This is a genomic window from Sandaracinus amylolyticus, from assembly GCF_021631985.1.
Lineage (GTDB): Bacteria > Myxococcota_A > Polyangia > Polyangiales > Sandaracinaceae > Sandaracinus > Sandaracinus amylolyticus_A.
On sequence record NZ_CP070225.1, the window covers coordinates 422125 to 444810 of the forward strand.

Genomic DNA, 22686 nt, shown 5'->3' on the forward strand with positions numbered 1-22686 from the left:
GACCACGGTGGGCGCGCTCGTCGCGCTCATCGTGCTCGTGGCGTCCGGCGCGCACGCGCAGCCACCGCCGCCAGCGCCCGACGCGTACGCGTCGCACGTTGCCGTCGACGACGTGCTCGCTCCGCTGGTCGATGCCGCGGAGCTCGACGTCGCGCGAGGGCGCGCGCTGCTCGGATGGGCGCGCGCGGAGTGGGTGCGCGAGCGTGTGCCAGCGGGCTCCTGGCTCGAGGCTCGCGCCGCGATCGTGATCGATGCGGCGCAGAGGGAGCTCGGGGATGGGCCGTCGATCGGCGCGCTGATGCGCGACGTGGTGCTCGCGCCGCTCGTCGAGCGCGCCGAGCTCGACGATCACGAGCTCGCGCTCCGGCGCGTCGAGCACGTGCTGGCGAACGTCGATCGCGACACCGAGCTCGCGCGGCGCGCGGCGGCGCTGCGGGACGTGCTGCGCCGCCGTCTCGATCGGCCCGCATCCCGCGCCGAGCCCGCGCCGCCGACACCGCCACCATCGCCGCCCGATCCCTCGCGCCGCAGCGACGGCGAGCTCGTCGACCTCTACGTGAGCGCGGGGATCCTCGGTGGCTACGCGGGGTTCTGGGTCCCGTACGCGCTCGCGCTGGACGACGACGGCTGGTACGCGCTCAGCGTGATCGGGGGCGCGTCGCTGCTCGCGCTCGGGACCATCGCGATCGACGCGGACGACGGGCTCCGGCGCGGGGTTCCGTCGACGCTCGCGGTCTCGATCCGGTACGGGATGTCGCTCGGCTTCCTGCTCTGGGGCGCGCTCGATCCCGTGCTCGCGCCGATCGACACCGATCGTCGGAGCGGCATCGCGCAGCGTGCGTTCCTGCCGCTCGCAGGTGGGCTCGGCGGTGTGCTCGTCGGCGCGACGATCGGGCTCGGGCTCTCGCCCTCGGTGCAGCACGTGCGCTTCGTCGAGACCGCCGGGCTCTGGGGCACGGGGCTCGGGCTCCTCGCCGCCGCCGCTGCGAGCACCGATGGGCCGACCGCGTTCGCATTGGGCGCTGGCGGTCTCGTGCTCGGCGTCGTCACCGCCGGAGTCCTCGCGGGCGCGGGCGTTCGCGCCGACGCCGCGCGGGGCTGGCTCCTCACGCTCGGGTTCGCGAGCGGGACGGTCGTCGCCGGTCTCGTCGCGTTGATCGCGCAGAGCGAGCCCTCGCTCTTCGGCATGGTCGGCGTGGGCACTTCGATCGGCGGCCTCGCGCTCGCGTTCCTGCTCACCGAGGTGCTCGGCGGCGGCGACGACCGCGCCTATCGGATCGCGGCGCTCGAAGATCTGCGGCTCGGGGCCGCCCCGACCGAGGGCGGTGGCGTCGTCACGCTGAGCGGTCGGCTCTGATCGAGGGGTCGCGCGGCTCGTGGAGCGAGGCGAGCGACGCTCCGGACCTCGCACGAGGTCGATGCATCGAGCAATTGGGGCCGGCTACCCCCGATGGAGGCAGATGCATCGAGGTGAATGGGGCTTCTGGGCCCCAATTGACCTCAGCGCATGCGCGTCGGGTCGATCCACACGATCGTCGCGGTCTCGAGCGACACCTGCGCGGGGCGCTCTCTCGCCGCGAGGTTCACTGCGACCGATCCCCAGCGTCCGAAGAGCGCGGCGCGGATCGCGTCGACGAGGGGGCGCTGCGCCGCGGGGCCGAGCGCGTGGTGCACGTCCTCGACGAGCTCGAGCCAGGCGCGGCACAGCGGGTCGAGCGGGAAGAGCGGCGTGCGATCGACGAGCGCGCCCTCGGCGAGCAGCGCGGCGAGGCGCGCGTGGGCCCGCGCGGGATCGATCCCCTCGCACGCCTCGGCGCCGAGACCGACCAGCGCGAGGCGGGCCGCGCTCGGCGCGCGCGGGTCGTCGAGCAGCCGCGCGCCGCCGATCGCGATCGCGCCCTCGAGGGTCTCCACGCGCGCGATCGCGCCGGGGAGGCCGCGCGCCGCGAGCGCCCTCGAGAGCGGCGCGGCGAGCGGGTCCTCGCAGGCCGTGGCGAGCTCGATCGACACCCCGCGCTCGTGCAGCGCGAGCACGATCGTCGCGCCCGCGAGCAGCGCGCCGGGCTCGGTGCCGATCAGGGTCCGGAGAGCGATCGGCCTGAGCGCGCGCTCCATGCGAGAGGTCCTCCCGTTGCCACGGCTGGGGTCCTATGGATATCACCCCAACCAGCCATGACGCAGGCCGCGAACGACAATCCGCTGCTCGAGCTCGACTCGATCCGCATCCCCTTCGACCGCATCCGCCCGGAGCACGTGCGCCCCGCGGTCACGACGCTGCTCGCCCGCGCGCGCGCCGCGATCCGTGAGATCGGCGAGCGCACCGCGCCGCGCACCTACGCGACCACCCTGGGCGCCCTCGACGATGCGACGGAAGCGCTCTCGCGCGCGATGGGCGTCGTCTCGCACCTCGAGTCGGTCGCCACCACGCCCGCGCTGCGCGAGGCGTACAACGACGTGAAGCCCGAGGTCAGCGCGTTCTACACGTCGATCCCGCTCGATCCCAAGCTCTGGGAGGTGCTGCGCGCGTACGCCGGGACCGACGACGCGAAGCACCTCGACGCGATCCGCGCGCGCCACCTCGCGAAGACGATCGACGAGTTCCGTCGCGCCGGCGCGGACCTCGACGAGGACGGCAAGAAGCAGCTCGAGGCGATCGACGTCGAGCTGTCGACGCTGACCACGAAGTTCTCGCAGAACCTGCTCGACGCGACGAACGCGTTCGAGCTGATCGTCACCGACGAGAAGAAGCTCGCGGGCCTGCCCGAGAGCGCGCGCGAAGCGGCGCGCGCGAGCGCGCAGCAGAAGGGCGTCGAGGGCTGGCGCTTCACGCTCCAGGCGCCGAGCGTCATGGCGGTGCTCACCTATCTCGACGACGCGGAGATCCGCGAGAAGATCTGGTGGGCGTACAACACGCGCGCGAGCAGCGAGCAGTTCGACAACCGCCCGCACCTCCTGCGCATCCTCGAGCTGCGCAAGGCGAAGGCGAAGCTGCTCGGGCGCCACGACTTCGCGGACCTCGTGCTCTGCGATCGCATGGCGAAGACCGGCTCCGACGCGGCGAAGTTCGTGGCCGAGCTCGAGGGCAAGACCCGTGACGCGTTCGAGCGCGAGAAGCAGGACCTCGAGGCGTTCCGCAAGAAGGCCGAGGGCGCGAGCGCGCGCTCGATGCAGCCGTGGGACGTCGGGTACTGGTCGGAGAAGCAGCGCAAGGCGCTCTACGACTTCGACGAGGAGGCGCTGCGCCCGTACTTCCCCGCGGAGCGCGCGCTGCAGGGCGTGTTCGACATCGCGCGTCGCCTCTACGGCATCGTGGTCGAGCCGTGGGAGAACGCGCCGACGTGGGATCCCTCGGTGCGCACGTTCCTGGTGCGCGACCCGAAGCGCGGCGAGCAGATCGGCGCGTTCTACGTCGACCTCTACCCGCGCGAGAGCAAGCGCGGTGGCGCGTGGATGGCCGGGCTGATCACCGGCGGTCCGATCGACGGCGGCGGGTTCTCGCCGCACCTCGGGCTCTTCTGCGCGAACGCGAGCCCGCCGGTGAACGGCAAGCCCGCGCTGCTCACGCACGACGAGGTGGAGACGCTCTTCCACGAGTTCGGGCACCTGCTGCACCACCTGCTCTCGCGGGTGCCGGTGCGCAGCCTCGCGGGCACCCACGTCGCGTGGGACTTCGTGGAGCTGCCCTCGCAGATCATGGAGAACTGGACGTGGGAGCGTGAGGCGCTCGACCTCTTCGCGCGCCACGTCGAGAAGGACAGCACGATCCCCGGCGAGCTCTTCGAGAAGATGCAGCGCGCGCGCTGCTATCGCGCCGCGACCGCGCAGATGCGCCAGCTCGGGTTCGCGACCGTCGATCTGATGCTGCACCGCGTGTACGACGTGAAGAAGGACGGCGACGTCGTGGAGTACGCGCGGCGCGTGATGGAGCGCTTCGCGACGACTTCGCTGCCGGGCGGCTACGCGATGATCACGGGGTTCTCGCACCTCTTCGCGCACCCGGTCGGCTACGCCGCCGGGTACTACTCGTACAAGTGGGCCGAGGTGCTGGACGCCGACGCGTTCTCGCGCTTCCAGCGCGAGGGCCTGTTCAGCGAGCAGGTCGGCGCGGAGTTCCGCGACAAGCTGCTCTCGCGCGGCGACGCCGACGAGCCGATGAAGCTCTTCGTCGACTTCATGGGGCGCGAGCCCGACCTGAACGCGCTGCTCGAGCGCAACGGGCTGCTCCCGCCGACGGCGCCGGGCGAGATGCCGGACGCGACCTGAGCCCTTGCCGGAGTGCTCGTCCCGCGGGTCCCGGACGGGAGCGCGCGAAGCGCGCGGAGGGTAGGGACCTGCGGGCGAGCCGATTTGTTGAGTCGGAGTGCTCGTCCCGCGGGTCCCGGACGGGAGCGCGCGAAGCGCGCGGAGGGTAGGGACCTGCGGGCGAGCCGATTCTTCGAGCCGAGCGCGACGGCGATCACACTCTGATAGCCTCGCGAGCCGATGGCAGCGCGAGCTCTGGGTGTGATCGCCGCGTCGTTCGTGGTGCTCGTCGCGTGCGGGGATCCCGACGATCCAGCACCGGATGCCGCGACCGACGCAGTCGTCGTGTGCACGAGCGACGAGCAGTGCGGCGACGGAGCCTTCTGCAACGGCGAAGAGCTCTGTCTGCCGCGCTCGCCGAGCGCCGATGCGCGCGGGTGCGCGCCCGATCGCGCCGCGTGTCAGGACGATCAGGTCTGCGACGAGGAGGCCGATCGCTGCCGCCAGGACTGCGCCGTCGCGACCGACGCCGACGGAGACGGCGCCGACGCGATCGACTGCGGCGGCGAGGACTGCGACGACACCCGCGCCGACGTGCGTCCCGACGCGACCGAGGTCTGCGATCCCGACGGGCTCGACGAGGACTGCGATCCCACGACGTTCGGCGATCGCGACGCCGACGGCGACGATCACCTCGACGCCGCGTGCTGCAACGGCGATCGCTGCGGCGACGACTGCGACGACTCCGACGACGCGGTGTTCCCCGGACAGGTCGAGGCGTGCAACGAGCGCGACGACGACTGCGACGAAGACACCGACGAGACCGTGCTCGTGCGCTACGTCCGCGACGGAGATCGCGACGGCCACGGCGCGGAGGACGCGACCGACACGGTGCTCGCGTGCGCGCCGCCCGCGGGATACGCCGAGGTCGCCGACGACTGCGACGACACGATCGGGAGCGTGCACCCCGGCGCATACGATCGCTGTGATGGCACCGTCGACGACGACTGCAGCGGCACCGCCGACGATCCGCCCGGCGGCTGCGCGTGCGCGAACGGCACGTCGCGCACCTGTCCGCTGCCCGGCGCGTGCGGCGCGAGCACCCAGACCTGCGTCGCGGGCACGTGGCCCGAGTGCGCGGTGATCGCGACCGAGGAGGTCTGCGGCAACGGGCTCGACGAGGACTGCGACGGAGCCGCGGACGACGGCTGCACGTGCGACGAGCCGGTGCGCTTCTGCGGCATCGACGTGGGCGCGTGCGAGCGCGGCGTGCAGGTCTGCGCGACCGACGGCGCGTGGAGCGCGTGCTTCGACGCGATCGATCCGACGCCCGAGACCTGCAACGAGATCGACGACGACTGCGACGGCACCGTCGACGAGGGCGTGTTCTTCCGGTGCTGGGAGGACGGCGACGGCGACGGCTACGCCACGCTCACCGCGGCGGTGACCGCGATGTGCCGGACCTCGTGCCCCGCGGGGACCACCTCGCGCGATCCCGCGAGCGTCGCGCAGCGCGACTGCGATCCCGGCGACGGGCGCGCGTTCCCCGGTCAGACCAACGGCTTCGGAACCCCGCGCGCCTCCGGCGGCTTCGACTTCGACTGCAGCGGCGCGGCGACGATCACGTCGTTCATCCTGAGCTCGTGCGCGGACGACGGAAGCGGCGGGTGCGTCGCCGACGAGGGCATCGCTGCCCCGGGCCCGTGCGGATCGCAGACGACCTTCCTCGTGTGCGCGCCGATGAGCAATGGCTCGAGCGGGACGCACTGCGAGCAGGCCTTCGTGTGCGGCCCGGCCGAGGACTGCGGCGACCAGAACCGCGTGGCGTGCCGATGAGATCGACGCTCCTCCTCGCGCTCGTGCTCGTCGCGTGTGGCGATCCATCTCCCGCGATCGACGGCGGCACCGACGCGTTCCGCGCGTGCACGAGCGACGACGAGTGCGACGACGGAACCTTCTGCAACGGCGCGGAGCGTTGCGATCCCGATCGCGAGGGCGCGGATGCTCGCGGTTGCGTGACCGGACGCGCGCCCTGCAGCGCGCTCCAGGTGTGCGACGAGGATCGCGAGTCGTGCGCGACCGACTGCCTCGCCACGCGCGACGCCGACCAGGACGGAGCGCGCGCCGTCGAGTGCGGCGGCGACGACTGCGACGACGCCTATCCCGAGGCGTTCCCCGGCGCGACCGAGGTCTGCGATCCCGACGATCGCGACGAGGACTGCGACCCGACGACGTTCGGCGAGCGCGACGCCGACGACGACGGCTTCTTCGACGGCGCGTGCTGCAACGGATCGACGTGCGGCGACGACTGCGACGACGGTCGCGCCGCCGTGCGACCCGACGCGGTCGAGGTGTGCGACGAGCGCGATCAGGACTGCGACGCGCTCGTCGACGAGACGGTCACGATCACGTTCGTGATCGACGCCGATCGCGATGGCCACGGCGACGCGCGCGAGGGCGCGGAGACGCGACGGGCGTGCAGCGCGCCGATCGGGTTCGCGCGCGCAGCCGACGACTGCGACGACGACGAAGGCTCGATCCATCCCGGCGCCTACGACGCGTGCGAGGGCGAGGGCGTCGACGACGACTGCAGCGGCGCGCCCGACGATCCGCCCGCGGGCTGCGCGTGCGCCGACGGCGCGTCGCGCACCTGTCCGCTGCCGGGCTCGTGCGCCGCGAGCAACCAGACCTGCGTCGACGGCGTCTGGGGCGCGTGCGGCGTGCCGCCGCGCGACGAGATCTGCGGCAACGATCTCGACGAGGACTGCGACGGCGCGCCCGACGACGGCTGCACGTGCGACGTCGGGTTCCGCGCGTGTGGCAGCGACGAGGGTGTGTGCACGCGCGGCATCCAGTCGTGCGCGGGCGACTCGTGGGGCGCGTGCGTCGGCGAGGTCGGCCCCGCGCCCGAGACGTGCGACGGCGAGGACGACGACTGCGACGGCGACGTCGACGAGGGCACGACCGTGCAGTGCTACGCCGACGGCGATCGCGACGGCTTCGCGCCCCCGAGCGCGTTCGCGATGTCGCGCTGCGGGCCCACGTGCCCGGCGGGCACCACGAGCCTCGCGCCCTCGAGCGCGACGACGACCGACTGCGACGATCTCGACGCGCGCGCGTTCCCTGGTCAGACCGGCGCGTTCGGCGATCCGCGCAGCGGCGTCGGCGGGTTCGACTTCGACTGCGACGGCGTGACCGAGGCCGGACGCAACAACGCCGGCTGCCTGACCAACGCGACCGGCGACGGCTGCGTGTACGGGCGCTCGTACTCCGGCAGCGAGTTCTCGTGCGGGCAGTACGTCGCCTGGCAGGACTGCGCGTTCTACGACGGCGAGTGTCGGGACGCGGGCGGCTGCACGCCGGGCATCGGGACCAACTGCGAGCGCTACGCCTGCCGTTGACGCGCGTGCCAATACGGTTCAACGTCGCGCCGATGCCGTTCGCGATCCGGCGCGGAGTGCGCCTCTACTGGGAGCTCACCGGGAACGAGGCGGGGCCGCCGCTGCTGCTCATCCGAGGGCTCTCGCGCTCGAGCCGCTACTGGTACGACATCCGCCCGCTGCTCGAGCCGCGCTTCCGCGTGCTGGTGCTCGACAACCGCGGCGTCGGTCGCAGCGACGCGCCGGTCCCCGGCTTCACCACCGCCGACATGGCCGACGACGTCGCGGCGGTGCTCGCGGCGAGCGGTGTCCATCGCGCGAACGTGTTCGGCCTCTCGCTCGGCGGCATGATCGCGCAGCAGCTCGTGCTGCGTCATCCCGGCCGCGTCGAGCGCCTCGTGCTCGGCGCGACGACGATGGGCGGGTCCGGTGCGCACCGGACGCCGAGCGATGCGATCCTCGGCTTCCTGCGCACCGCGAACGTCTCGGTCGCCGATCAGATCCGGCTCACGATGAAGTGGGCGATCGATCCCGACGCGCTCGCGCGCCGACCCGAGATCCTCGACGAGTGGATCGCGATCGCGGAGAGCGAGCCGCGCAACCGGCTCTCGCTCGCGGGCCAGCTCCTCGCCGCCGGCATGCACGACACCAGCGAGCACCTGCACCGCGTGCGCGCGCCCACGATGGTCGTCGTCGGTGATCGCGATCGTCTGATCCCGCCGATGAACAGCCACCGCATCGCGCGCACGATCCCGCGCGCGCGCCTCGAGGTGCTGCACGGCGCGGGGCACGACTTCACGACCGAGCGACCCGCGGAGGTCGCGGCGCTGGTCAGCGAGTTCTTCGCGCCTTCGTGATCACGGCACGCCGGCGTCGCCGTAGCGGCTCCGCCACTCGCCCTCGACGTGCTCGACCACGCGCTCGGTCGCGTCGCGCGCCTCCGAGCCCAGCTCCTGCGCAGGCTCGGTCGCGGCGATGCGCATCGCGTGCTCGTGCAACGTGCGCTGTCCGAGCGGCACGAAGAACCACACGTACGCGACCACCGCGAGCCCGACGAGCGAGAGCGCGGCGCTGATCAGGCGGCGCAGCACACCTTTTCGTACCACTGCCGCGGCTCGGGTGCGAAGTTTCGTGAATCCCCCGCGCACGGGCTCGACGGCCGAGAGGCGACGACTCAGAGACGATCGTGGTGGGGCGCTCTGGTAAAGTGGCCGACGTGGGTGAGCGCGAAGATCGCGACGCGACCCTCGACGCGTCGTTGGTCGACGAGGAGTCGGGGCCCCGCGAGAAGCACGTCGCGCCCGGCGCCGACCTCGTGCCGGGTCAGCTCTTCGCCGGTCGTTACCTCGTCGAGTCGCTCCTCGGGCGCGGCGGCATGGGCTCGGTGTGGCGCGTCCGCGACGAGATGGTCGGCGAGACGGTCGCGCTCAAGACGCTCTCGCTGCACGACGGAGCGGAGCGCGCGATCGAGCGGTTCCGCCGCGAGGTGCGCCTCGCGCGCCGCATCACGAGCCCGCACGTCGCGCGCACCCACGACCTCGGGAGCCAGGGCGGCGTCCACTTCCTCACGATGGAGCTCATCGAGGGGCCGAGCCTCTCGCGCGTGATCGAGAAGGAGCGCCGCCTCGCGTCCGATCGCGCGGCGCGCATCGCGGCGCAGATCGCCGACGGGCTCGCGGCCGCGCACGCGGCGGGCGTGGTGCATCGCGACCTCAAGCCCGACAACGTGCTCATCGAGGCGCGGACCTCGCGCGTCGTGGTGACCGACTTCGGCATCGCGCGTGCGCTCGACGCCGACGCCGCACAGCGCACCGGCGGCATCGTCGGCACGCCGCTCTACATGGCGCCCGAGCAGATCGCGGGGCGCACCGTCGACGCCCGCGCCGATCTCTACGCGCTCGGCCTCGTGCTCTTCGAGCTGCTCACGGGCGAGGCCGCGTTCGCCGCCGAGACGCCGATCGCCGCAGCGGTGAAGCGCCTGCAGCATCCGGCGCCCGATCCGCGCTCGCTCGTGGGCGTCCCCGATGCGCTCGCGGAGATCGTGATGCGCAGCCTCGAGCGCGATCCCGCGCGTCGCCACCCCGATGCGGCGAGCCTCGCGCGCGCGCTCGTCGAGGTCGCGGGCACGGGATCGATCGTCAGCCTCTCGAACGTCTCGATCGCGTCGGCGACCTCGACGCCGACGTCGAACCGCTCGCCCGTCGCGCCGCTGCTGCGTGGTGATCGCGCGCTCGCGGTGGTGCCCTTCGCGTACCGCGGGCCGAGCGATCAGGACTGGCTCGCGCCCGGCATCGGCGACGAGCTGATCGACGTGCTCTCGCGGACGCGCGGCCTGCGCGTGCTCGGTCGCGGCGCGGTGCAGCACCTCGACGGCTCGCGCGACGCGCGCGAGATCGGGCGCTCGCTCTCGGTCGACTACGTGATCGACGGCACCGTGCAGGTCGCGGGACCGCGCCTGCGGGTGACGGTCCGCCTGCTCGACGTGGGCACCGGCGTGCAGCAGTGGAGCGAGCGCTTCGACAGCGAGGTCGAGGATCTCTTCGCGGTGCAGGAGCGCGTCGCGCAGCGCATCGCGGAGTCGCTGCGGCTCTCGCTGCACGGCGTCGGTGCGGCGGGCGCGATCTCCCCCGAGGCGCTCGAGCTCTACCTGCGCGCGCGGCATCGCCTGCGCACCGCGAACGCGGTGAGCCCGGTGGAGACCGCCGAGGCGCTCGAGCGCGTGATCGAGCTCGCGCCCGACTTCGCGCCCGCCTATGCGAGCTACGCGACCGCGTGCGTGCGCGCGTGGTTCCTGCCGTCGCCCGACTCCACGCGCGACTGGGGCGCCGAGGCGGCGCGTGCGATCGAGCGTGCGGTCGAGCGCGCGCCCGATCTCGCGGAGACGCACTACGCACGCGCCCAGCTCGCATCGCAGCACGGCCGCTATCGCGAGGCGGTCGGCGCGGCGCGCACCGCGCTCACCATCGCGCCGACGCTCCCCGAGGCGCACCAGTTCCTCGGCATGCTGCAGGTCGAGGCGGGCCGCGCGAAGGAGGGCCTGCAGCGCATCGATCTCGCGCTGCAGCTCGATCCCAACCTGCTCTTCGCGTCGCTCGAGAAGATGCGGTGGAACGGGCAGTACGGGGACCTCGCGGTGTTCGACGCGATCGCCGAGAAGTGGGCCGACGACCCGACGAAGGAGCCCTTCCTCGCGCAGCAGCTCGTGCGCGTCGGCGCGTTCCGGCGTGACGAAGCGCGCATCCGCCGCGGCATCGCGCTGCTCGAGAACCTCGACGTCCCGTCGGCGCCCTTCATGATGCTGTACGCGCGCGTGATGCTCGGCGACCGCGACGTGCTGCAGGGCATCGAGCGCCTGCGCGCGCTGATCGCGGGCAACGTCAGCGACCGCTTCCGCTCGCTCGTGCACCAGCTGAGCGCGGAGGCGTACGGTCGCCTCGGCGAGACCGAGCGCATGATGGAGCACGTGCGCGGCGGCGCGGACAGCGTGCTGGTCGATCTCGAATGGATGGATCGATGCCCGCTGATCGAGCAGGCGCGCACCCAGCCCGACTTCGCCGAGCTGCGCCGCAAGGTGCGCGCGCGCTGCGAGCAGATCTGGGCCGCGTAGTCCGTTACGCGGTGAGCGTCGTCATCGCCTGACGTGCGCAGGGGAGTGCGCGTTTGCCGGATCCAGCATCGTCCGGCATCCTCCGCCCCGCGCTTGCGCTCCAGAGGCGCAGGGCGAACGGGAAGAACGAGAATGGCCGTCCGAACGCTCGAGCTCACCGATCCCACGTTCACGCCCAAGGCGGAACGCAACGCGTTCGAGAAGCTCGCGCTGCGCTTCATCCGCGACGAGCGAGACCTGCCCTTCGTGTGGCTCTCGCTGCAGATGACGCTCGTGCTGATCCCGCTCGCGATCGTCCTCTACTGGCCGGGCGTGTTCCGCTGGTGGATGGCGCCGCTCTACTGGGCGGTGCTCTTCGGCGCGTTCTTCGATCGCTACATCCTCATGCTGCACAACACCAGCCACAAGCCGCTGTTCAAGCGCGAGCATGGCTGGGCGAAGTTCTACATCCCGTGGGTGCTCGGGCCCTTCTGCGGCGAGACCCCGGAGACCTACTACATCCATCACATCACGATGCATCACGCGGAGGGCAACCTGCCGCGCGACCTGTCGTCGACGATGAAGTACCAGCGCGACTCGCTGGTCGACTTCTTCCGCTACTGGAGCGACTTCTTCTTCCTGTCGATCTTCAAGCTGGCCGCGTACCAGCTCGGCAAGAAGCGCCCGCGCCTCTTCGCGTGGATGATCGCGGGTGAGCTCTCGTTCTACGCGCTCGTCGCGCTCGGACTCGCGCTGAGCCCCGGTCCGACGCTCACGATCTTCGTCGTGCCGTTCCTGCTCTGCCGCTTCCTGATGATGTGCGGCAACTGGGGCCAGCACGCGTTCATCGATCAGAACGATCCGGGCAACAGCTACAAGTCGTCGATCACCTGCGTCAACGTCCGCTACAACCAGCGCGCGTTCAACGACGGCTACCACATCTCGCATCACCTCGTGGCGAACCGTCACTGGACCGAGCACCCCGGCGAGCTGCTCGCGAACCGCGCGAAGTACGCGGCGAACGGCGCGATCATCTTCCAGGGGATCGACTTCTTCCAGGTCTGGTTCTTCCTGATGCTGAAGCGCTACGACGTGCTCGCGAAGCACTTCGTCGACCTCGCGGAGCAGCCGCGCAGCGACGAGGAGATCATCGCGCTGCTCAAGTCGCGCGTGCAGCGCTTCGACCTGACGCGCCCCGAAGTGCTCGCGGCCGTTCCGGCCTGAAGAGGCTCCAAGAATCGGCTCGCCTGCTCCGGACCTCCGTCCGGGCGGGCGAGCACTCCAGCTGAGATCAACGCAGCGCGCGGCGGATCGCGCCGAGCGTCGCGACCCGGCCGGGGCCGAGCGCGTCGCGCTCGATCTCGACCAGAGCCTCGAGGACCGCGCGTTCGTTGCCGGGCTGGACGCCGAGCCACGCGAGCGCGTCCACGATGTGGCCCGGCACGAACACCGCGAAGCGCGGGTTGAAGAGCGTGAACGCGCGCGCGACGGTGCGCACGACCGTCGACACGGTGACGAGCGCGACGTTCGGATACGTGCGGCCCTGCGCGATGAGCGCGTTCACCGGGGCACGCTGGGTGAGGTCGGGCGCCCCGCCGTCGGTGATCGCGAGGTTGCCGACGCGCGCGAGGTCCCAGTCGACGGCGCGTGATCGCTCCTCGAGCATCGCGACCCACGCGTTCCACTCCTCTTCGGAGGGCGGCAGCGCGGTGTGCATCGCGACGACGATCTCGCGGCCCTCGGGAAGGCCGGTGATCCGTCCCATCGCCATGTTGCGCGAGCTCGGCTCCATTCGTGGTGATCATCGTCCCGCAGCGGTAAGTTGCGCGCCATGAATCCGCGCCTCGTCACCGTCGACTGCGACTACGTCATGCCCGGCCTCGCGTGCGCGTACCTGCGCGTGCAGGGCGACGAGGCTGCGTTCATCGAGACGAACACCGCGCACGCCGCGCCGAAGCTGATGGACGCGCTGGCGCGCGAAGAGCTCGCGCCGGAGCAGGTGCGCTGGATCGTGGTCACGCACGTGCACCTCGATCACGCGGGCGGCACCTCGGCCCTCGCGAAGCTCTGCCCGAACGCGACCGTGCTCGCGCATCCGCGTGCGGCGAAGCACCTCGTCGATCCGGCGAAGCTCGTCGCGAGCGCGACGCAGGTGTACGGCGCCGACACGTTCGCGCAGCTCTACGGCACGATCGAGCCCATCGACGCATCGCGGGTGCGCGCGCTCGACGACGGCGCGACGTTCGAGCTCGGCGGCGCGACGCTGCAGGTGCTGCACACGCGCGGTCACGCGAACCACCACTTCGTCGTGCACGATCCCGCGCGCGGCACCGTGTACACCGGCGACACGTTCGGGCTCGTCTATCCGCACCTGCAGCGCGCCGGGCGCTTCGCGTTCCCGAGCACGAGCCCCACCGAGTTCGATGCCGCCGCGGCGCGAGAGAGCATCGATCGTGTGGTCGCGCTCGAGACGCGCACGGTTTGCCCGACGCACTTCGGCGAGGTCGATCGCGTCGGCGAGATCGCCGATCAGCTGCGGTGGTGGATCGACGTCTCGGAGCGCGCGATGCGCGACGTCGCGAGCCTCGACGACGGATCCCTCGAGCCCACGATCCGCGCGAAGCTCGAAGCCGCGATGGAGCAAGCGCTCGCGCGCCGGGGCCTCGTCGGGGACGAGAAGGATCGCCAGCTGCTCGCGTTCGATCTCGCGCTCAACGCGCAAGGCCTCGCGCACGTCGTGCGCAAGGCCCGCAGCGCCTGACGCGGGGCTCTAGCGATCGTCGCGCGTGCGTTCTCCGCGCTGCCTCCTTCGGTGTGAGATGCGAGCTGCGATCGTCATCGTCGCCAGCACCATGGCCGCGCACGAGAACAGGACCGTCGGCCCGTCCGTCGTGACCCAGTACCACCGGAACGCGTAGCCCGAGGCCAACAGGCTGGCGGCGCTCGCGAGCGAGATCATCGTCCAGGGATGGTCCTGCAGCGCCCTCCAGCGTGATGCAGTGTATCCAGTCGCGCTCCCCAACAGCGCGAATGCGGCGAGTGACTGCGCGAGCATCAGATCGTCGAACCGAGCGAAGTACGACAGCGGCGCGCCCAAGCTCGCGATCACTGCGCCGGCACCGAGCCACGTCCCGACCGACCGAGCGTCTCGCCCGGCCGCAGCCGCGTCGACCTCGCGTCCGACGAGCCACGCAGCAGCCGCGAGCGCCACCACCTGTCCGGTCGCGAGCAGCCAGTCTCCTCCACTCAGCGCACGCAGCGGGCGCGCGAGCGGCGAGTCGTATCGTGCGAGCCAGTGCCCTGTCGCGAGGAGGATTGCGGCGACCGCGATTCGACGACGATTCATCAGCGGCGACATGGCTCACCACTCGATCGAGAGCGTCGACCTGGGCGGGAGGGCACGGGGAAGTGGTGGTGCAGCTCCTTCCGCAGACCCTCCGAGACGTCGGCAATATGCAGCGTAGTCGGCCCGGCTCGCGTCATCGTGCATGTCGAGATATCGCCAGCGAGCACTCGGAAAATTCATCCACGTGGTGCGTGTGTCGATGAGGTTCGCAAGGCGCCGGTGATCGACTGTGGCATCCGACCAGCGACGCTTCTCCCGCGCGTGCTCCGCGAGCACACGACGCAGCGCCGGTGTGACGACGGCCGGGCGCCGCGCGACCTCGTCCCACTCCCACTCGATGGCTTCGTCTTGCAAGCTCTCCCACAGAGCCTGGGCGTGACGTTGATGATCTTCGCGCAATTGCTGATCGACCCACAGTGCGATCTCGGCCCCGATCACGACGGCCGTTCCACCCGCCCACGTGACGATGGCGAGTGGAGTCCCTCCCCCCGTCGCCGCGAGAAATCCCGATGCGAACACTGCAGTTGCGCCTGCGGCCTGCAGCGAGCGCATCGTGCCCGTGTAGTAGTCCTCGCGGACGAACGCATCGAACGCCTGATATCCCGAGTACCCGATCTCGGCAACGGCGAGCGCGTGACCGAGCCCCGTCACGAATCGCGCAGAGTCGTATCCCGCCAGTGAGGCCATCGCTTGAGTCAGGCCCAGTGTGTTCGTGGCCAGATCGTAGATCTGCTGGCCGCCCAGACTGCTGGGGTCCTGTTGATGGCGGGCGACGATGTCCGTGAGCGTGATCGCGCTGGCGATGGCGTCGAGCGCCGACGCGATCGCCGGAAAGGTGCGTCGATTCGCGTAGCGCACCTGCTCGACGCGCTGATGGAGGGCGCCAGGCCCTCCCCCGTAGAGCGTCTCCGGCACGTCCGCGCCGGAGACACGACTGTTGAACATCTGTTCCCACTGCGCGCTCGATCTGTCGTTCGCGAGATAGTTCGCGAAGTCGCGAAGCTCCTCGAGGCTCGGCTGGTGCGTGAAGTCGCCGCCGGTGACGATCGCGTGCTCCTCGAAGAGAAAGCGCGCGTGGTGGTACACGAAGAGCTGGTTCACGGACGCGTAGACCTTCAGCGACCGCTTCGCCCATCCCAGGACGTCATTGGCTAGCTCGGTGGGATCGGGGTCATCGACGAATCGCTCGTCGACGATCATCGGATCGTCCGACTCCGAAACAGCGCTCCAGCTCCCTCCGGGAGGGCGCAACATGTCGCGGCCGTAGCGTCGGTAGAAGTCGTCCGCCCTGTGGCTCTGCCGGACGAGCCACACCGCGAGATCGAGGAACGTGAGTGGACCGAGGAACTGAGGGAACGAGTACCAGTCTCTGTGCATCGTTCCACGGATGCTCGACTCGCCCTCCTGACCGAACACTTCGACGAGATAGCCGAACGTCGCGTCGGAGCTGCGTTCGTAGGCGGCCTGTAGATCTCGTTCGTTCTCGTCGAGTTGCCCGCTGAACGCGTGGATCAGTCGGAGCGCTTCACCGACGTAACGCCGCGCATCCGCGTCCTCCGTGCTCCCGCCCGCGTACTCGAACATCGTTCGCAACGATCCCAGTCGGAACCGATCACGCAGGAGGTTCGCCTGAGCGAGCCGGAACGAGCAGATGTGCTCGTATGCGTCGACCATGAACAGCCAGAGCTTGTGGAGGAGCAGGAAGCCCTCGAAGTGCGGGAGCGCGAGGCGCGGGCGCGGGGATCCCGGCTCGGTGCTCGGCTCGCTCGGTGGTCTCGTCATCCACGCGGGATCGGAGCGCGACGGTCGCGGCGGAGAGATCGTCCTGAGCACCGTTCCGTCGTCGGCGAGGACCTCGGTGACGTACGTACGTTCCGTGCTCCAGCTCGCACTACGTCGGAACCTGACCAGGTAAGTTCGGTTCCAATGAGACTCGCCGGTGCGTTCCAGCGTGCGTCCTTGCACGCGCGCGCTCCGAAGCTCGAACGGATGGAGATCCGTGTCCTGTCCCTCGGCCTTCAGGCAATACGGAAGCGCCCAGTCCATGCGAACGCGATAGGGCACGTCCTCCATCAGGTGGGCTGCACGCGCGAACGACGGTCGGATCGGCTGCGAGCCAGTCGTCGAGTAGTGGACCGGATGCATGCGCGACTCGTCGCGTCGGCCGCTCTGCGCGCCGGGATCTCCGTATTGCCAGAAGTTCGCGAGAGCCTTCATCAGCGCTTCAGGAGCGCGACTCGAAGCAGCCGAGAGCTCGATTCTCGGACTGAGTGATGCGAATGCTCCGTCCGTCACGTCGGCGGAAGAAGTCGCAAAGAGAAATCCATTTCGAGTCGTGCCGCGGAGGCGTCCGACCTGCTGTCCATCGTCGTGGCCGACCGGCTCGATGTGGAGCCAGCAGCTCGAGGCCACGTACCGATAGCCCGTGAAGAGGATCACGTCCGTATCGATGGTCCTCACGTTCTCTCCTCGTCTTCTTCGCTGTCCTGGGGAACGCCGCAGTGCGACAAGGGCAGCTCCGGCGCGCTCGTCGGGTCCTCCGCATCGCCGCAGATCGCAACGCCGTTCGTCCAGTCGAGCGACTCCGACGTACGTGGTCTCGTCCGCACGGGAAGCTCGATGCTCTGGAATACGAAATAGGCGTCCTCCTCCTCGTCCCTGGCGCTCTCCGGATCGATCTCGAGGCTGTAGGGCCGATGGGGCGTGATCCCGCGGAAGACCGCGCACAGGTAGCTGTCGTCGATCTCGGTCACGTGTGGGGACGAGGAGAGTCGGTACCTGCGGTCGTACGTCGCGCCGTCGTCGTCGCTCGTGAAGAGACGGATCGAGTCGTTGCGGCTTTGCGGGCGATCCGCGTCGATGTGGACCTCGACCGCGAACGCCGGAACGTCGATCACGAGCTCGTGGCGCATCCCCAGCGCGAGCTCGAGTGACGCCGCGTCGATCGCGACGTCGCGGCGGCGCCACGACGTGTCGCGATCGGCCTCTTTCTGCTCGGCAGGGATCGGCTCGTCCTCGACGACCCGACGGCAGTCCTGGAGGAGGTCCGTGAACCGCAGCTCGCATGTCCGCAGAGCGCCGTCGAGCCCGGGGAGATCCACCGTGCCCGCGGAGTCGGTCGACACGACGCGCTCCGCCCCGTCCGCCAGGGCCACCGTGATGCGGACGTCGGGAATCACCGTGCCGTACTGGTCCACGCAGCGCACCGCGAGGAACGACGTGGTCGGCTCGGGCGTGGCGGCCGCGGGCGATGCGGGCCGGGGCGGTATGTGCGCAGCACGTGCGATCGCCACGGCGCGGCGGTACAGCGCGATGCGCCCTGCGACCGGCCGGAGCTCGTCGAGGACAAGCCGTTCGACGTCTCCGTCGGACAGGTGTGTTGCGCTGCCGGGCGCTAGGCCCTCGATCACATCGCGGAGCGCTGCCCGTAGCTGTGGGGCGTGACGCGCGACGATGGCGTGTGCGTCGCGTGCCTCGACGACGACGTGTGCGGCCGAACGCGCCAGTGACGTGAGCGCGAACCGATCGCCGAGCACGTACTCGAAGGACCACGCTCTGAAGCGAACGATCTTGCGCATGCCGGCTCCGCGTCGCGAACGCGGCCTCTTCGGCACGGCAGCGCCGGGCGTTGCGTGAAGCCTGCTACTTCCCCGCGAAGCGATCGGTCGCGGTCACGAGCTCGTGCATGATGCCGGGCTCGTAGGCCGAGTGGCCCGCGTCCTCGACGATCTTGAGCTCGGCCTCCGGCCAGCGCTGGTGCAGGTCCCACGCGTTGCGCGCCGGGCACACCACGTCGTAGCGGCCGTGCACGATCACCGCCGGGATGTGGCGGATGCGATCGACGTCCGCGAGCAGCTGATCCTCGCGCGCGAGGAATCCGTCGTTCACGAAGTAGTGGCACTCGATGCGCGCGAACGCGAGGCTGAACGCGTCCGCCGCCGCGCGCGCGACGTGATCTTCGCGCGCCAACAGGAAGCTCGTGCGCGCCTCCCACACGCTCCACGCACGCGCCGCTTCCTGGCGCGTGTGCGCGTCGTCGCTCGTGAGGCGCTTGTGGTACGCGCTCATCAGATCGCCGCGCTCGCTCTCGGGGATCGGCGCGAGGAAGTGCTGCCACGCGTCGGGGAACATCTCGCTCGTGCCGTGCTGGTAGAACCACAGCAGCTCGGCGCGTCGCAGCAGGAAGATCCCGCGCAGCACCAGCTCGGTCACCCGCTCCGGGTGCTTCTGCGCGTACGCGAGCGCGAGCGTCGAGCCCCAGCTCCCGCCGAACACCTGCCAGCGATCGATCCCGAGGTGCTCGCGCAGTCGCTCGACGTCCGACACCAGGTGCCACGTCGTGTTGTCGACGAGCGACGCGTGCGGCGTGCTCCGCCCACACCCGCGCTGATCGAAGAGCACGATGCGATAGCGCTCGGGATCGAAGAAGCGTCGCTGCTTCGGATCGGTCCCTCCGCCCGGCCCGCCGTGCAGGAACACGACCGGCTTGCCCTTCGGGTTGCCCGACTCCTCCCAGTAGACGCGATGGCCCGAGCCCACGTCGAGCATGCCCTGCGCGTGCGGCTCGATCGGCGGGTACGAGGTACGGCGGCTCTCACTCATCGCCGCGAGCCTGACGGACCCATGGCGCGGACACAAGCGCGAGGACGCCCGCTACGATCCGCTCGTGCATCGCCTCCGCTCCGCGATGGTCGTGACGACGCTCGTCGTGATCGCGCTCGCGCTCCTCGTCGCGCTCGCGGGCGCGCAAGAGGTCGCGCCCGCGCCCATCGCGCCTCCGCCCGCTCCATCGACCTTCACCGACGTGCTCGACGCCGGGTTCCGCGCGTGGGTCGTCGATCCGCTCTCCGCTTTCATCTTCTTCGACGTGGTCTTCTGGGACGACGCGATGCGCGTCCCGCTCGTCGTGCTCTGGCTCGCGTGCAGCGCGCTCTTCTTCACGCTGCGCCTCCGCTTCGTGAACGTGCGCGCGTTCCGTCACGCGCTCGAGATCACCGCGGGGCAGTGGGACGCGCCGCACGAGAAGGGCGAGGTCACGCACTTCCAGGCGCTCGCGTCCGCGCTCTCGGGGACGATCGGGCTCGGCAACATCGCGGGCGTCGCGATCGCGATGTCGCTCGGCGGGCCCGGCGCGATGGTGTGGATGACCGTCGCGGGCTTCCTCGGCATGACGTCGAAGATGGTCGAGTGCACGCTCGGCATGCTCTATCGCGAGATCGACGCGCAGGGACGCGTCTCCGGCGGGCCGATGCACTACCTCGAGGCCGGCCTCCGCGAGCTCGCGATGCCGCGCCTCGGCAAGGCGCTCGCGATCACGTTCGCGGTGCTCTGCATCGGCGGCAGCCTCGGCGGCGGCAACATGTTCCAGGCGAACCAGGCGTTCGCGCAGGTCGCGTCGCTCGTGCCGCTCTTCGAGGGGCGCGGCTGGCTCTTCGGGCTCGCGCTCGCGGCGCTCGTCGGCATCGTCATCCTCGGCGGGATCAAGCGCATCGGGCGCGTCGCGGAGGCGCTCGTCCCCGCGATGTGCGTGCTCTACACGATCGGCGCGATCGCGGTGCTCGTCGTCAATGCCGAACGCGTGCCCGATGCGATCGTCACCATCGTGCGCGAGGCGTTCTCGCCGCGCGCCGGGATCGGCGGGCTCGTCGGCGTGCTCGTCGTCGGCTTCCAGCGCGCCGGCTTCTCCAACGAAGCGGGCATCGGCTCCGCGTCGATCGCGCACTCCGCCGCGACCACCGGCGAGCCGGTGCGCGAGGGGATCGTCGCGCTGCTCGAGCCCTTCATCGACACCATCGTCATCTGCAACACCACCGCGCTCGTCGTCGTGGTGAGCGGCGTGCTCGGCGAGCCCGGCGCGACCGGCGACGGAGTGCTGCTCACCTCGCGCGCGTTCGCGACCGTGATGCCGTGGTTCCCGTGGGTGCTCTCGCTCGCGGTGCTGCTCTTCGCGTACGCGACGATGCTCTCGTGGAGCTACTACGGCGAGCGCTGCGCGACGTGGCTGCTCGGCGCGCGCATCGGGCCCGAGCGCGCGTCGCTCGCCTACAAGATCCTCTTCCTCGCGTGCACCGTGCTCGGCGCATCGCTCCACCTCGGCAGCGTGCTCGACTTCTCCGACCTGATGATCCTCGGCATGGCGTTCCCCAACGTCGTCGGGCTCGTGCTGCTCCTGCCGCGCGTCACGCGCGCGCTCGACGACTACTGGGCGCGATATCGTGGGGGCACGATGACGAGGCCACGATGAGCATGCTGCGCCCGCGCCTCACGCGTCAGGACGTGATGCTGCGCGTGTTCTTCGTCGGCCTCTTCACGCTCGGGTCGAGCGCGTTTTTCCTCCGCGACTCGATCCGGCTCATGCGTCGCGGCGAGCACGGCCAGGGCACCGTGATCGCCGTCGAATCGCGCGGCAGCGGGCGCCACCGCCGTCAGGTCGCGGTGGTGCGCGTGTGGGGTCCGACCACGTCGGGCCAGTGCGAGATGGCCGCGCGGCGCGATCACACGATCGGCGTCACGCTGCCGATGGTGTTCCTGCCCGAGCGACCCAGCGTGTGTCGTGTCGATCGCCTGCCGCAGCTCCTCGGCATCCCGGGCTTCGGGTTCGCGTTCGGTGCGGTGCTCGTGCTCGTGACGCTCACGCTCTACGAGCGCGAGCGGAGGAAGCTGCGATGAGCGACGCGCGTCCCACGGTGCGCATCCACTACTGCACGCAGTGTCGCTGGCTCACGCGCGCGGCGTGGGTCGCGCAGGAGCTGCTCACGACGTTTCCCACGCAGATCGACGTGCTGCTCGCGCCCGGGACCGGCGGCGTGTTCGAGATCTCGATCGACGGAGAGCTGCTCTTCTCGCGCAAGGACGCGGGCCGCTTCCCCGAGCCCAAGGAGCTCAAGCAGGCGATCCGCGATCGCATCGATCCCGATCGCGACCTCGGCCACTCCGATCGTTGATCAACCGTCGGCGGGCGCGCGCGGCACGCGGATCTCGAAGCGCGCGCCGTTGCCGTCGGCCGCGGTCGACACCTGGATCGTCCCGCTCTGGTTCTCGATCAGCGCCTTCGCGGTCGCGAGGCCGAGGCCCAGGCCGAGCGGCTTGCTCGTGACCAGCGGCTCGAAGAGGTACGTCAGCGATCCGCGCGTGAGGCCCGGCCCGGTGTCCTCGACCGCGATCAGCACGTCTTCGTTCTCCGCGGCGGCCTCGATCGTCAGCTTCCCGCCGTCGGGCATCGCCTCGACCGCGTTGCGGATCACGTTGCCGAGCGCGTCGCGCATCTGCCGCTCGTCGATCCACGCGGACAGGCTCGCGTCGATGTGCTGCTCCACCTTGAGCCCGTCCTGCGGGCGCGCGAGCGCGAGCGCCGACTCGATCAGCGGACCGACCGCGACCGGCGCGAGCGAAGGCGGACGGATGCGCGCGTAGTCGAGCAGGTCCGTGATGATCCGGTTCGCCTCCCAGACCTCCTCGCGGATCACCGCGAGCGCCGCCTGCACGTCGCCGTCCGCCGCATCGCCGAGGCGTCGCTTGAGCACGCTCGCCGCGTTCGTGATCGCCGCGAGCGGGTTGCGGATCTGGTGCGCGAGCCCGCCCGCGAGCTGACCGAGCACCGCGAGCCGCTCCTTGCGCAGGAGCGCCTGCTGCGCGCCGCGCAGCGCCTCGGTGCGCTCCTCCACGCGCCGCTCGAGCTCCTCGTTCGCGACGCGCAGTGCCTCTTCCGCGCTCTTCGCGCGTGTGAGGTCGTGCACGATGCCGAGCACGTACGCGACCTCGTCCGCCTCGTTGCGCAGCGGGACCTTGGTGGTCGCGAGGTAGTGCGCCACACCCGCGCCGTCGACGTAGCGCTCGTCCTCGACCCGCACCGGCTGGCCCTCTTCGAGCACGATCGCGTCGGTGCGCGCGTAGCGCTCGGCGAGCTCGCCATCGAGGATCTGCGCGTCGAGCGCGCCGAGGACCTCCTCGACCGGCTTGCCCGCGAGCGCCACGAACGCGTCGTTCACGAGCACGTACCGGCGGTCGCGATCCTTCACGAAGATCGCATCGGGCACGCCGCCCAGCACCGCCTGCAAGAGGCGCGCGGTCGGCGCGAAGCTCGCAGCGAAGCGCAGGCGCGAGGCAGAGGTCACGCTCGGGCATCCTTCCGT

The 22686-nt window shown here is 70.8% G+C and carries 19 protein-coding genes; 11 read left to right on the forward strand and 8 right to left on the reverse strand.

Annotation, left to right across the window (positions count from 1 at the left end; all coding sequences use genetic code 11):
* Positions 1 to 7: 7 nt before the first annotated feature.
* On the forward strand, positions 8 to 1357 hold the full coding sequence (locus I5071_RS01710) for a hypothetical protein (RefSeq protein ID WP_236520112.1): 1350 nt from the start codon (positions 8 to 10) through the stop codon (positions 1355 to 1357).
* 143 nt (positions 1358 to 1500) lie between these two features.
* Here the strand turns inward: I5071_RS01710 and I5071_RS01715 are convergent, their stop codons facing one another.
* Entirely contained in the window at positions 1501 to 2115 is a 615-nt protein-coding gene (locus tag I5071_RS01715; RefSeq protein WP_236520113.1) for a hypothetical protein, read from the reverse strand.
* 57 nt (positions 2116 to 2172) lie between these two features.
* Here I5071_RS01715 and I5071_RS01720 point away from each other — a divergent pair, with 57 nt between their 5' ends.
* From I5071_RS01720 to I5071_RS01735, 4 genes are all read left to right on the forward strand, one after another.
* Positions 2173 to 4263, forward strand: a complete 2091-nt coding sequence (locus I5071_RS01720; RefSeq protein WP_236520114.1) for a M3 family metallopeptidase — start codon at positions 2173 to 2175, stop codon at positions 4261 to 4263.
* A gap of 219 nt (positions 4264 to 4482) precedes the next feature.
* A complete protein-coding gene (locus I5071_RS01725) occupies positions 4483 to 6078 on the forward strand; it encodes a putative metal-binding motif-containing protein (RefSeq protein WP_236520115.1) in 1596 nt (531 codons plus the stop codon).
* On the forward strand, positions 6075 to 7643 hold the full coding sequence (locus tag I5071_RS01730) for a putative metal-binding motif-containing protein (protein WP_236520116.1): 1569 nt from the start codon (positions 6075 to 6077) through the stop codon (positions 7641 to 7643). The genes I5071_RS01725 and I5071_RS01730 overlap by 4 nt, the downstream gene beginning before the upstream one ends.
* A 32-nt stretch (positions 7644 to 7675) precedes the next feature.
* A complete protein-coding gene (locus I5071_RS01735) occupies positions 7676 to 8479 on the forward strand; it encodes an alpha/beta fold hydrolase (protein WP_236520117.1) in 804 nt (267 codons plus the stop codon).
* On the opposite strand, the gene I5071_RS01740 is transcribed toward I5071_RS01735, so the two are convergent.
* Complete coding sequence (locus tag I5071_RS01740; protein WP_236520118.1) at positions 8480 to 8713, reverse strand: hypothetical protein; 234 nt, start codon at positions 8711 to 8713, stop codon at positions 8480 to 8482.
* A gap of 125 nt (positions 8714 to 8838) precedes the next feature.
* Here I5071_RS01740 and I5071_RS01745 point away from each other — a divergent pair, with 125 nt between their 5' ends.
* Together I5071_RS01745 and I5071_RS01750 are read left to right on the forward strand one after the other, a co-directional pair.
* Positions 8839 to 11229, forward strand: a complete 2391-nt coding sequence (locus tag I5071_RS01745; protein ID WP_236520119.1) for a serine/threonine-protein kinase — start codon at positions 8839 to 8841, stop codon at positions 11227 to 11229.
* Positions 11230 to 11361: 132 nt separating this feature from the next.
* On the forward strand, positions 11362 to 12432 hold the full coding sequence (locus I5071_RS01750) for a fatty acid desaturase family protein (protein WP_236520120.1): 1071 nt from the start codon (positions 11362 to 11364) through the stop codon (positions 12430 to 12432).
* Positions 12433 to 12499: 67 nt separating this feature from the next.
* Here I5071_RS01750 and I5071_RS01755 read toward each other — a convergent pair whose 3' ends face one another.
* Positions 12500 to 13000 carry a hypothetical protein gene (locus I5071_RS01755; protein WP_236520121.1) on the reverse strand — a complete coding sequence of 167 codons (501 nt, stop codon included), beginning with the start codon at positions 12998 to 13000 and terminating at the stop codon, positions 12500 to 12502.
* Between the two features lie 39 nt (positions 13001 to 13039).
* Here I5071_RS01755 and I5071_RS01760 point away from each other — a divergent pair, with 39 nt between their 5' ends.
* Positions 13040 to 13969, forward strand: coding sequence for an MBL fold metallo-hydrolase (locus I5071_RS01760; RefSeq protein WP_236520122.1), 930 nt, complete (start codon positions 13040 to 13042; stop codon positions 13967 to 13969).
* Positions 13970 to 13978: 9 nt separating this feature from the next.
* Here the strand turns inward: I5071_RS01760 and I5071_RS01765 are convergent, their stop codons facing one another.
* The 4 genes from I5071_RS01765 to pip all read right to left on the reverse strand — a co-directional run bounded on the left by I5071_RS01765 (position 13979) and on the right by pip (position 19156).
* Positions 13979 to 14422, reverse strand: a complete 444-nt coding sequence (locus I5071_RS01765; RefSeq protein WP_236520123.1) for a hypothetical protein — start codon at positions 14420 to 14422, stop codon at positions 13979 to 13981.
* 147 nt (positions 14423 to 14569) lie between these two features.
* Positions 14570 to 17014, reverse strand: coding sequence for a hypothetical protein (locus I5071_RS01770; protein ID WP_236520124.1), 2445 nt, complete (start codon positions 17012 to 17014; stop codon positions 14570 to 14572).
* The gene (locus I5071_RS01775; protein WP_236520125.1) at positions 17011 to 18132 is read right to left on the reverse strand and encodes a hypothetical protein; all 1122 of its coding nucleotides are present in this window, start codon (positions 18130 to 18132) and stop codon (positions 17011 to 17013) included. The genes I5071_RS01770 and I5071_RS01775 overlap by 4 nt, the downstream gene beginning before the upstream one ends.
* Positions 18133 to 18196: 64 nt before the next feature.
* The gene (pip, locus tag I5071_RS01780) at positions 18197 to 19156 is read right to left on the reverse strand and encodes a prolyl aminopeptidase (RefSeq protein ID WP_236520126.1); all 960 of its coding nucleotides are present in this window, start codon (positions 19154 to 19156) and stop codon (positions 18197 to 18199) included.
* A gap of 64 nt (positions 19157 to 19220) precedes the next feature.
* Between pip and I5071_RS01785 the strand changes: the two genes are divergently transcribed.
* The 3 genes from I5071_RS01785 to I5071_RS01795 are packed head-to-tail and all read left to right on the forward strand — an operon-like array spanning position 19221 to position 21498.
* Positions 19221 to 20798: an alanine/glycine:cation symporter family protein gene (locus I5071_RS01785; RefSeq protein ID WP_236520127.1), complete on the forward strand. Its 1578-nt coding sequence runs from the start codon at positions 19221 to 19223 to the stop codon at positions 20796 to 20798.
* Positions 20795 to 21223: a DUF3592 domain-containing protein gene (locus tag I5071_RS01790; RefSeq protein WP_236520128.1), complete on the forward strand. Its 429-nt coding sequence runs from the start codon at positions 20795 to 20797 to the stop codon at positions 21221 to 21223. Before I5071_RS01785 ends, I5071_RS01790 begins: the two co-directional genes overlap by 4 nt.
* Positions 21220 to 21498 carry a SelT/SelW/SelH family protein gene (locus I5071_RS01795; RefSeq protein WP_236520129.1) on the forward strand — a complete coding sequence of 93 codons (279 nt, stop codon included), beginning with the start codon at positions 21220 to 21222 and terminating at the stop codon, positions 21496 to 21498. The genes I5071_RS01790 and I5071_RS01795 overlap by 4 nt, the downstream gene beginning before the upstream one ends.
* Here I5071_RS01795 and I5071_RS01800 read toward each other — a convergent pair whose 3' ends face one another.
* Positions 21499 to 22668 (reverse strand): two-component system sensor histidine kinase NtrB, encoded by a 1170-nt coding sequence (locus I5071_RS01800; RefSeq protein ID WP_236520130.1) that lies wholly within the window; start codon positions 22666 to 22668, stop codon positions 21499 to 21501.
* Positions 22669 to 22686 lie beyond the last annotated feature (18 nt).

Excerpts from the sequence above, each read along its gene's own strand:
- I5071_RS01725 (WP_236520115.1), top strand. The coding sequence starts at position 4,483 with ATGGCAGCGCGAGCTCTGGGTGTGATCGCCGCGTCGTTCGTGGTGCTC.
- I5071_RS01735 (WP_236520117.1), top strand. The coding sequence starts at position 7,676 with ATGCCGTTCGCGATCCGGCGCGGAGTGCGCCTCTACTGGGAGCTCACC.
- I5071_RS01795 (WP_236520129.1), top strand. The coding sequence starts at position 21,220 with ATGAGCGACGCGCGTCCCACGGTGCGCATCCACTACTGCACGCAGTGT.
- I5071_RS01790 (WP_236520128.1), top strand. The coding sequence starts at position 20,795 with ATGAGCATGCTGCGCCCGCGCCTCACGCGTCAGGACGTGATGCTGCGC.
- I5071_RS01775 (WP_236520125.1), bottom strand. The coding sequence starts at position 18,132 with ATGCGCAAGATCGTTCGCTTCAGAGCGTGGTCCTTCGAGTACGTGCTC.
- I5071_RS01760 (WP_236520122.1), top strand. The coding sequence starts at position 13,040 with ATGAATCCGCGCCTCGTCACCGTCGACTGCGACTACGTCATGCCCGGC.
- pip (WP_236520126.1), bottom strand. The coding sequence starts at position 19,156 with ATGAGTGAGAGCCGCCGTACCTCGTACCCGCCGATCGAGCCGCACGCG.
- I5071_RS01750 (WP_236520120.1), top strand. The coding sequence starts at position 11,362 with ATGGCCGTCCGAACGCTCGAGCTCACCGATCCCACGTTCACGCCCAAG.
- I5071_RS01720 (WP_236520114.1), top strand. The coding sequence starts at position 2,173 with ATGACGCAGGCCGCGAACGACAATCCGCTGCTCGAGCTCGACTCGATC.
- I5071_RS01715 (WP_236520113.1), bottom strand. The coding sequence starts at position 2,115 with ATGGAGCGCGCGCTCAGGCCGATCGCTCTCCGGACCCTGATCGGCACC.
- I5071_RS01755 (WP_236520121.1), bottom strand. The coding sequence starts at position 13,000 with ATGGAGCCGAGCTCGCGCAACATGGCGATGGGACGGATCACCGGCCTT.
- I5071_RS01730 (WP_236520116.1), top strand. The coding sequence starts at position 6,075 with ATGAGATCGACGCTCCTCCTCGCGCTCGTGCTCGTCGCGTGTGGCGAT.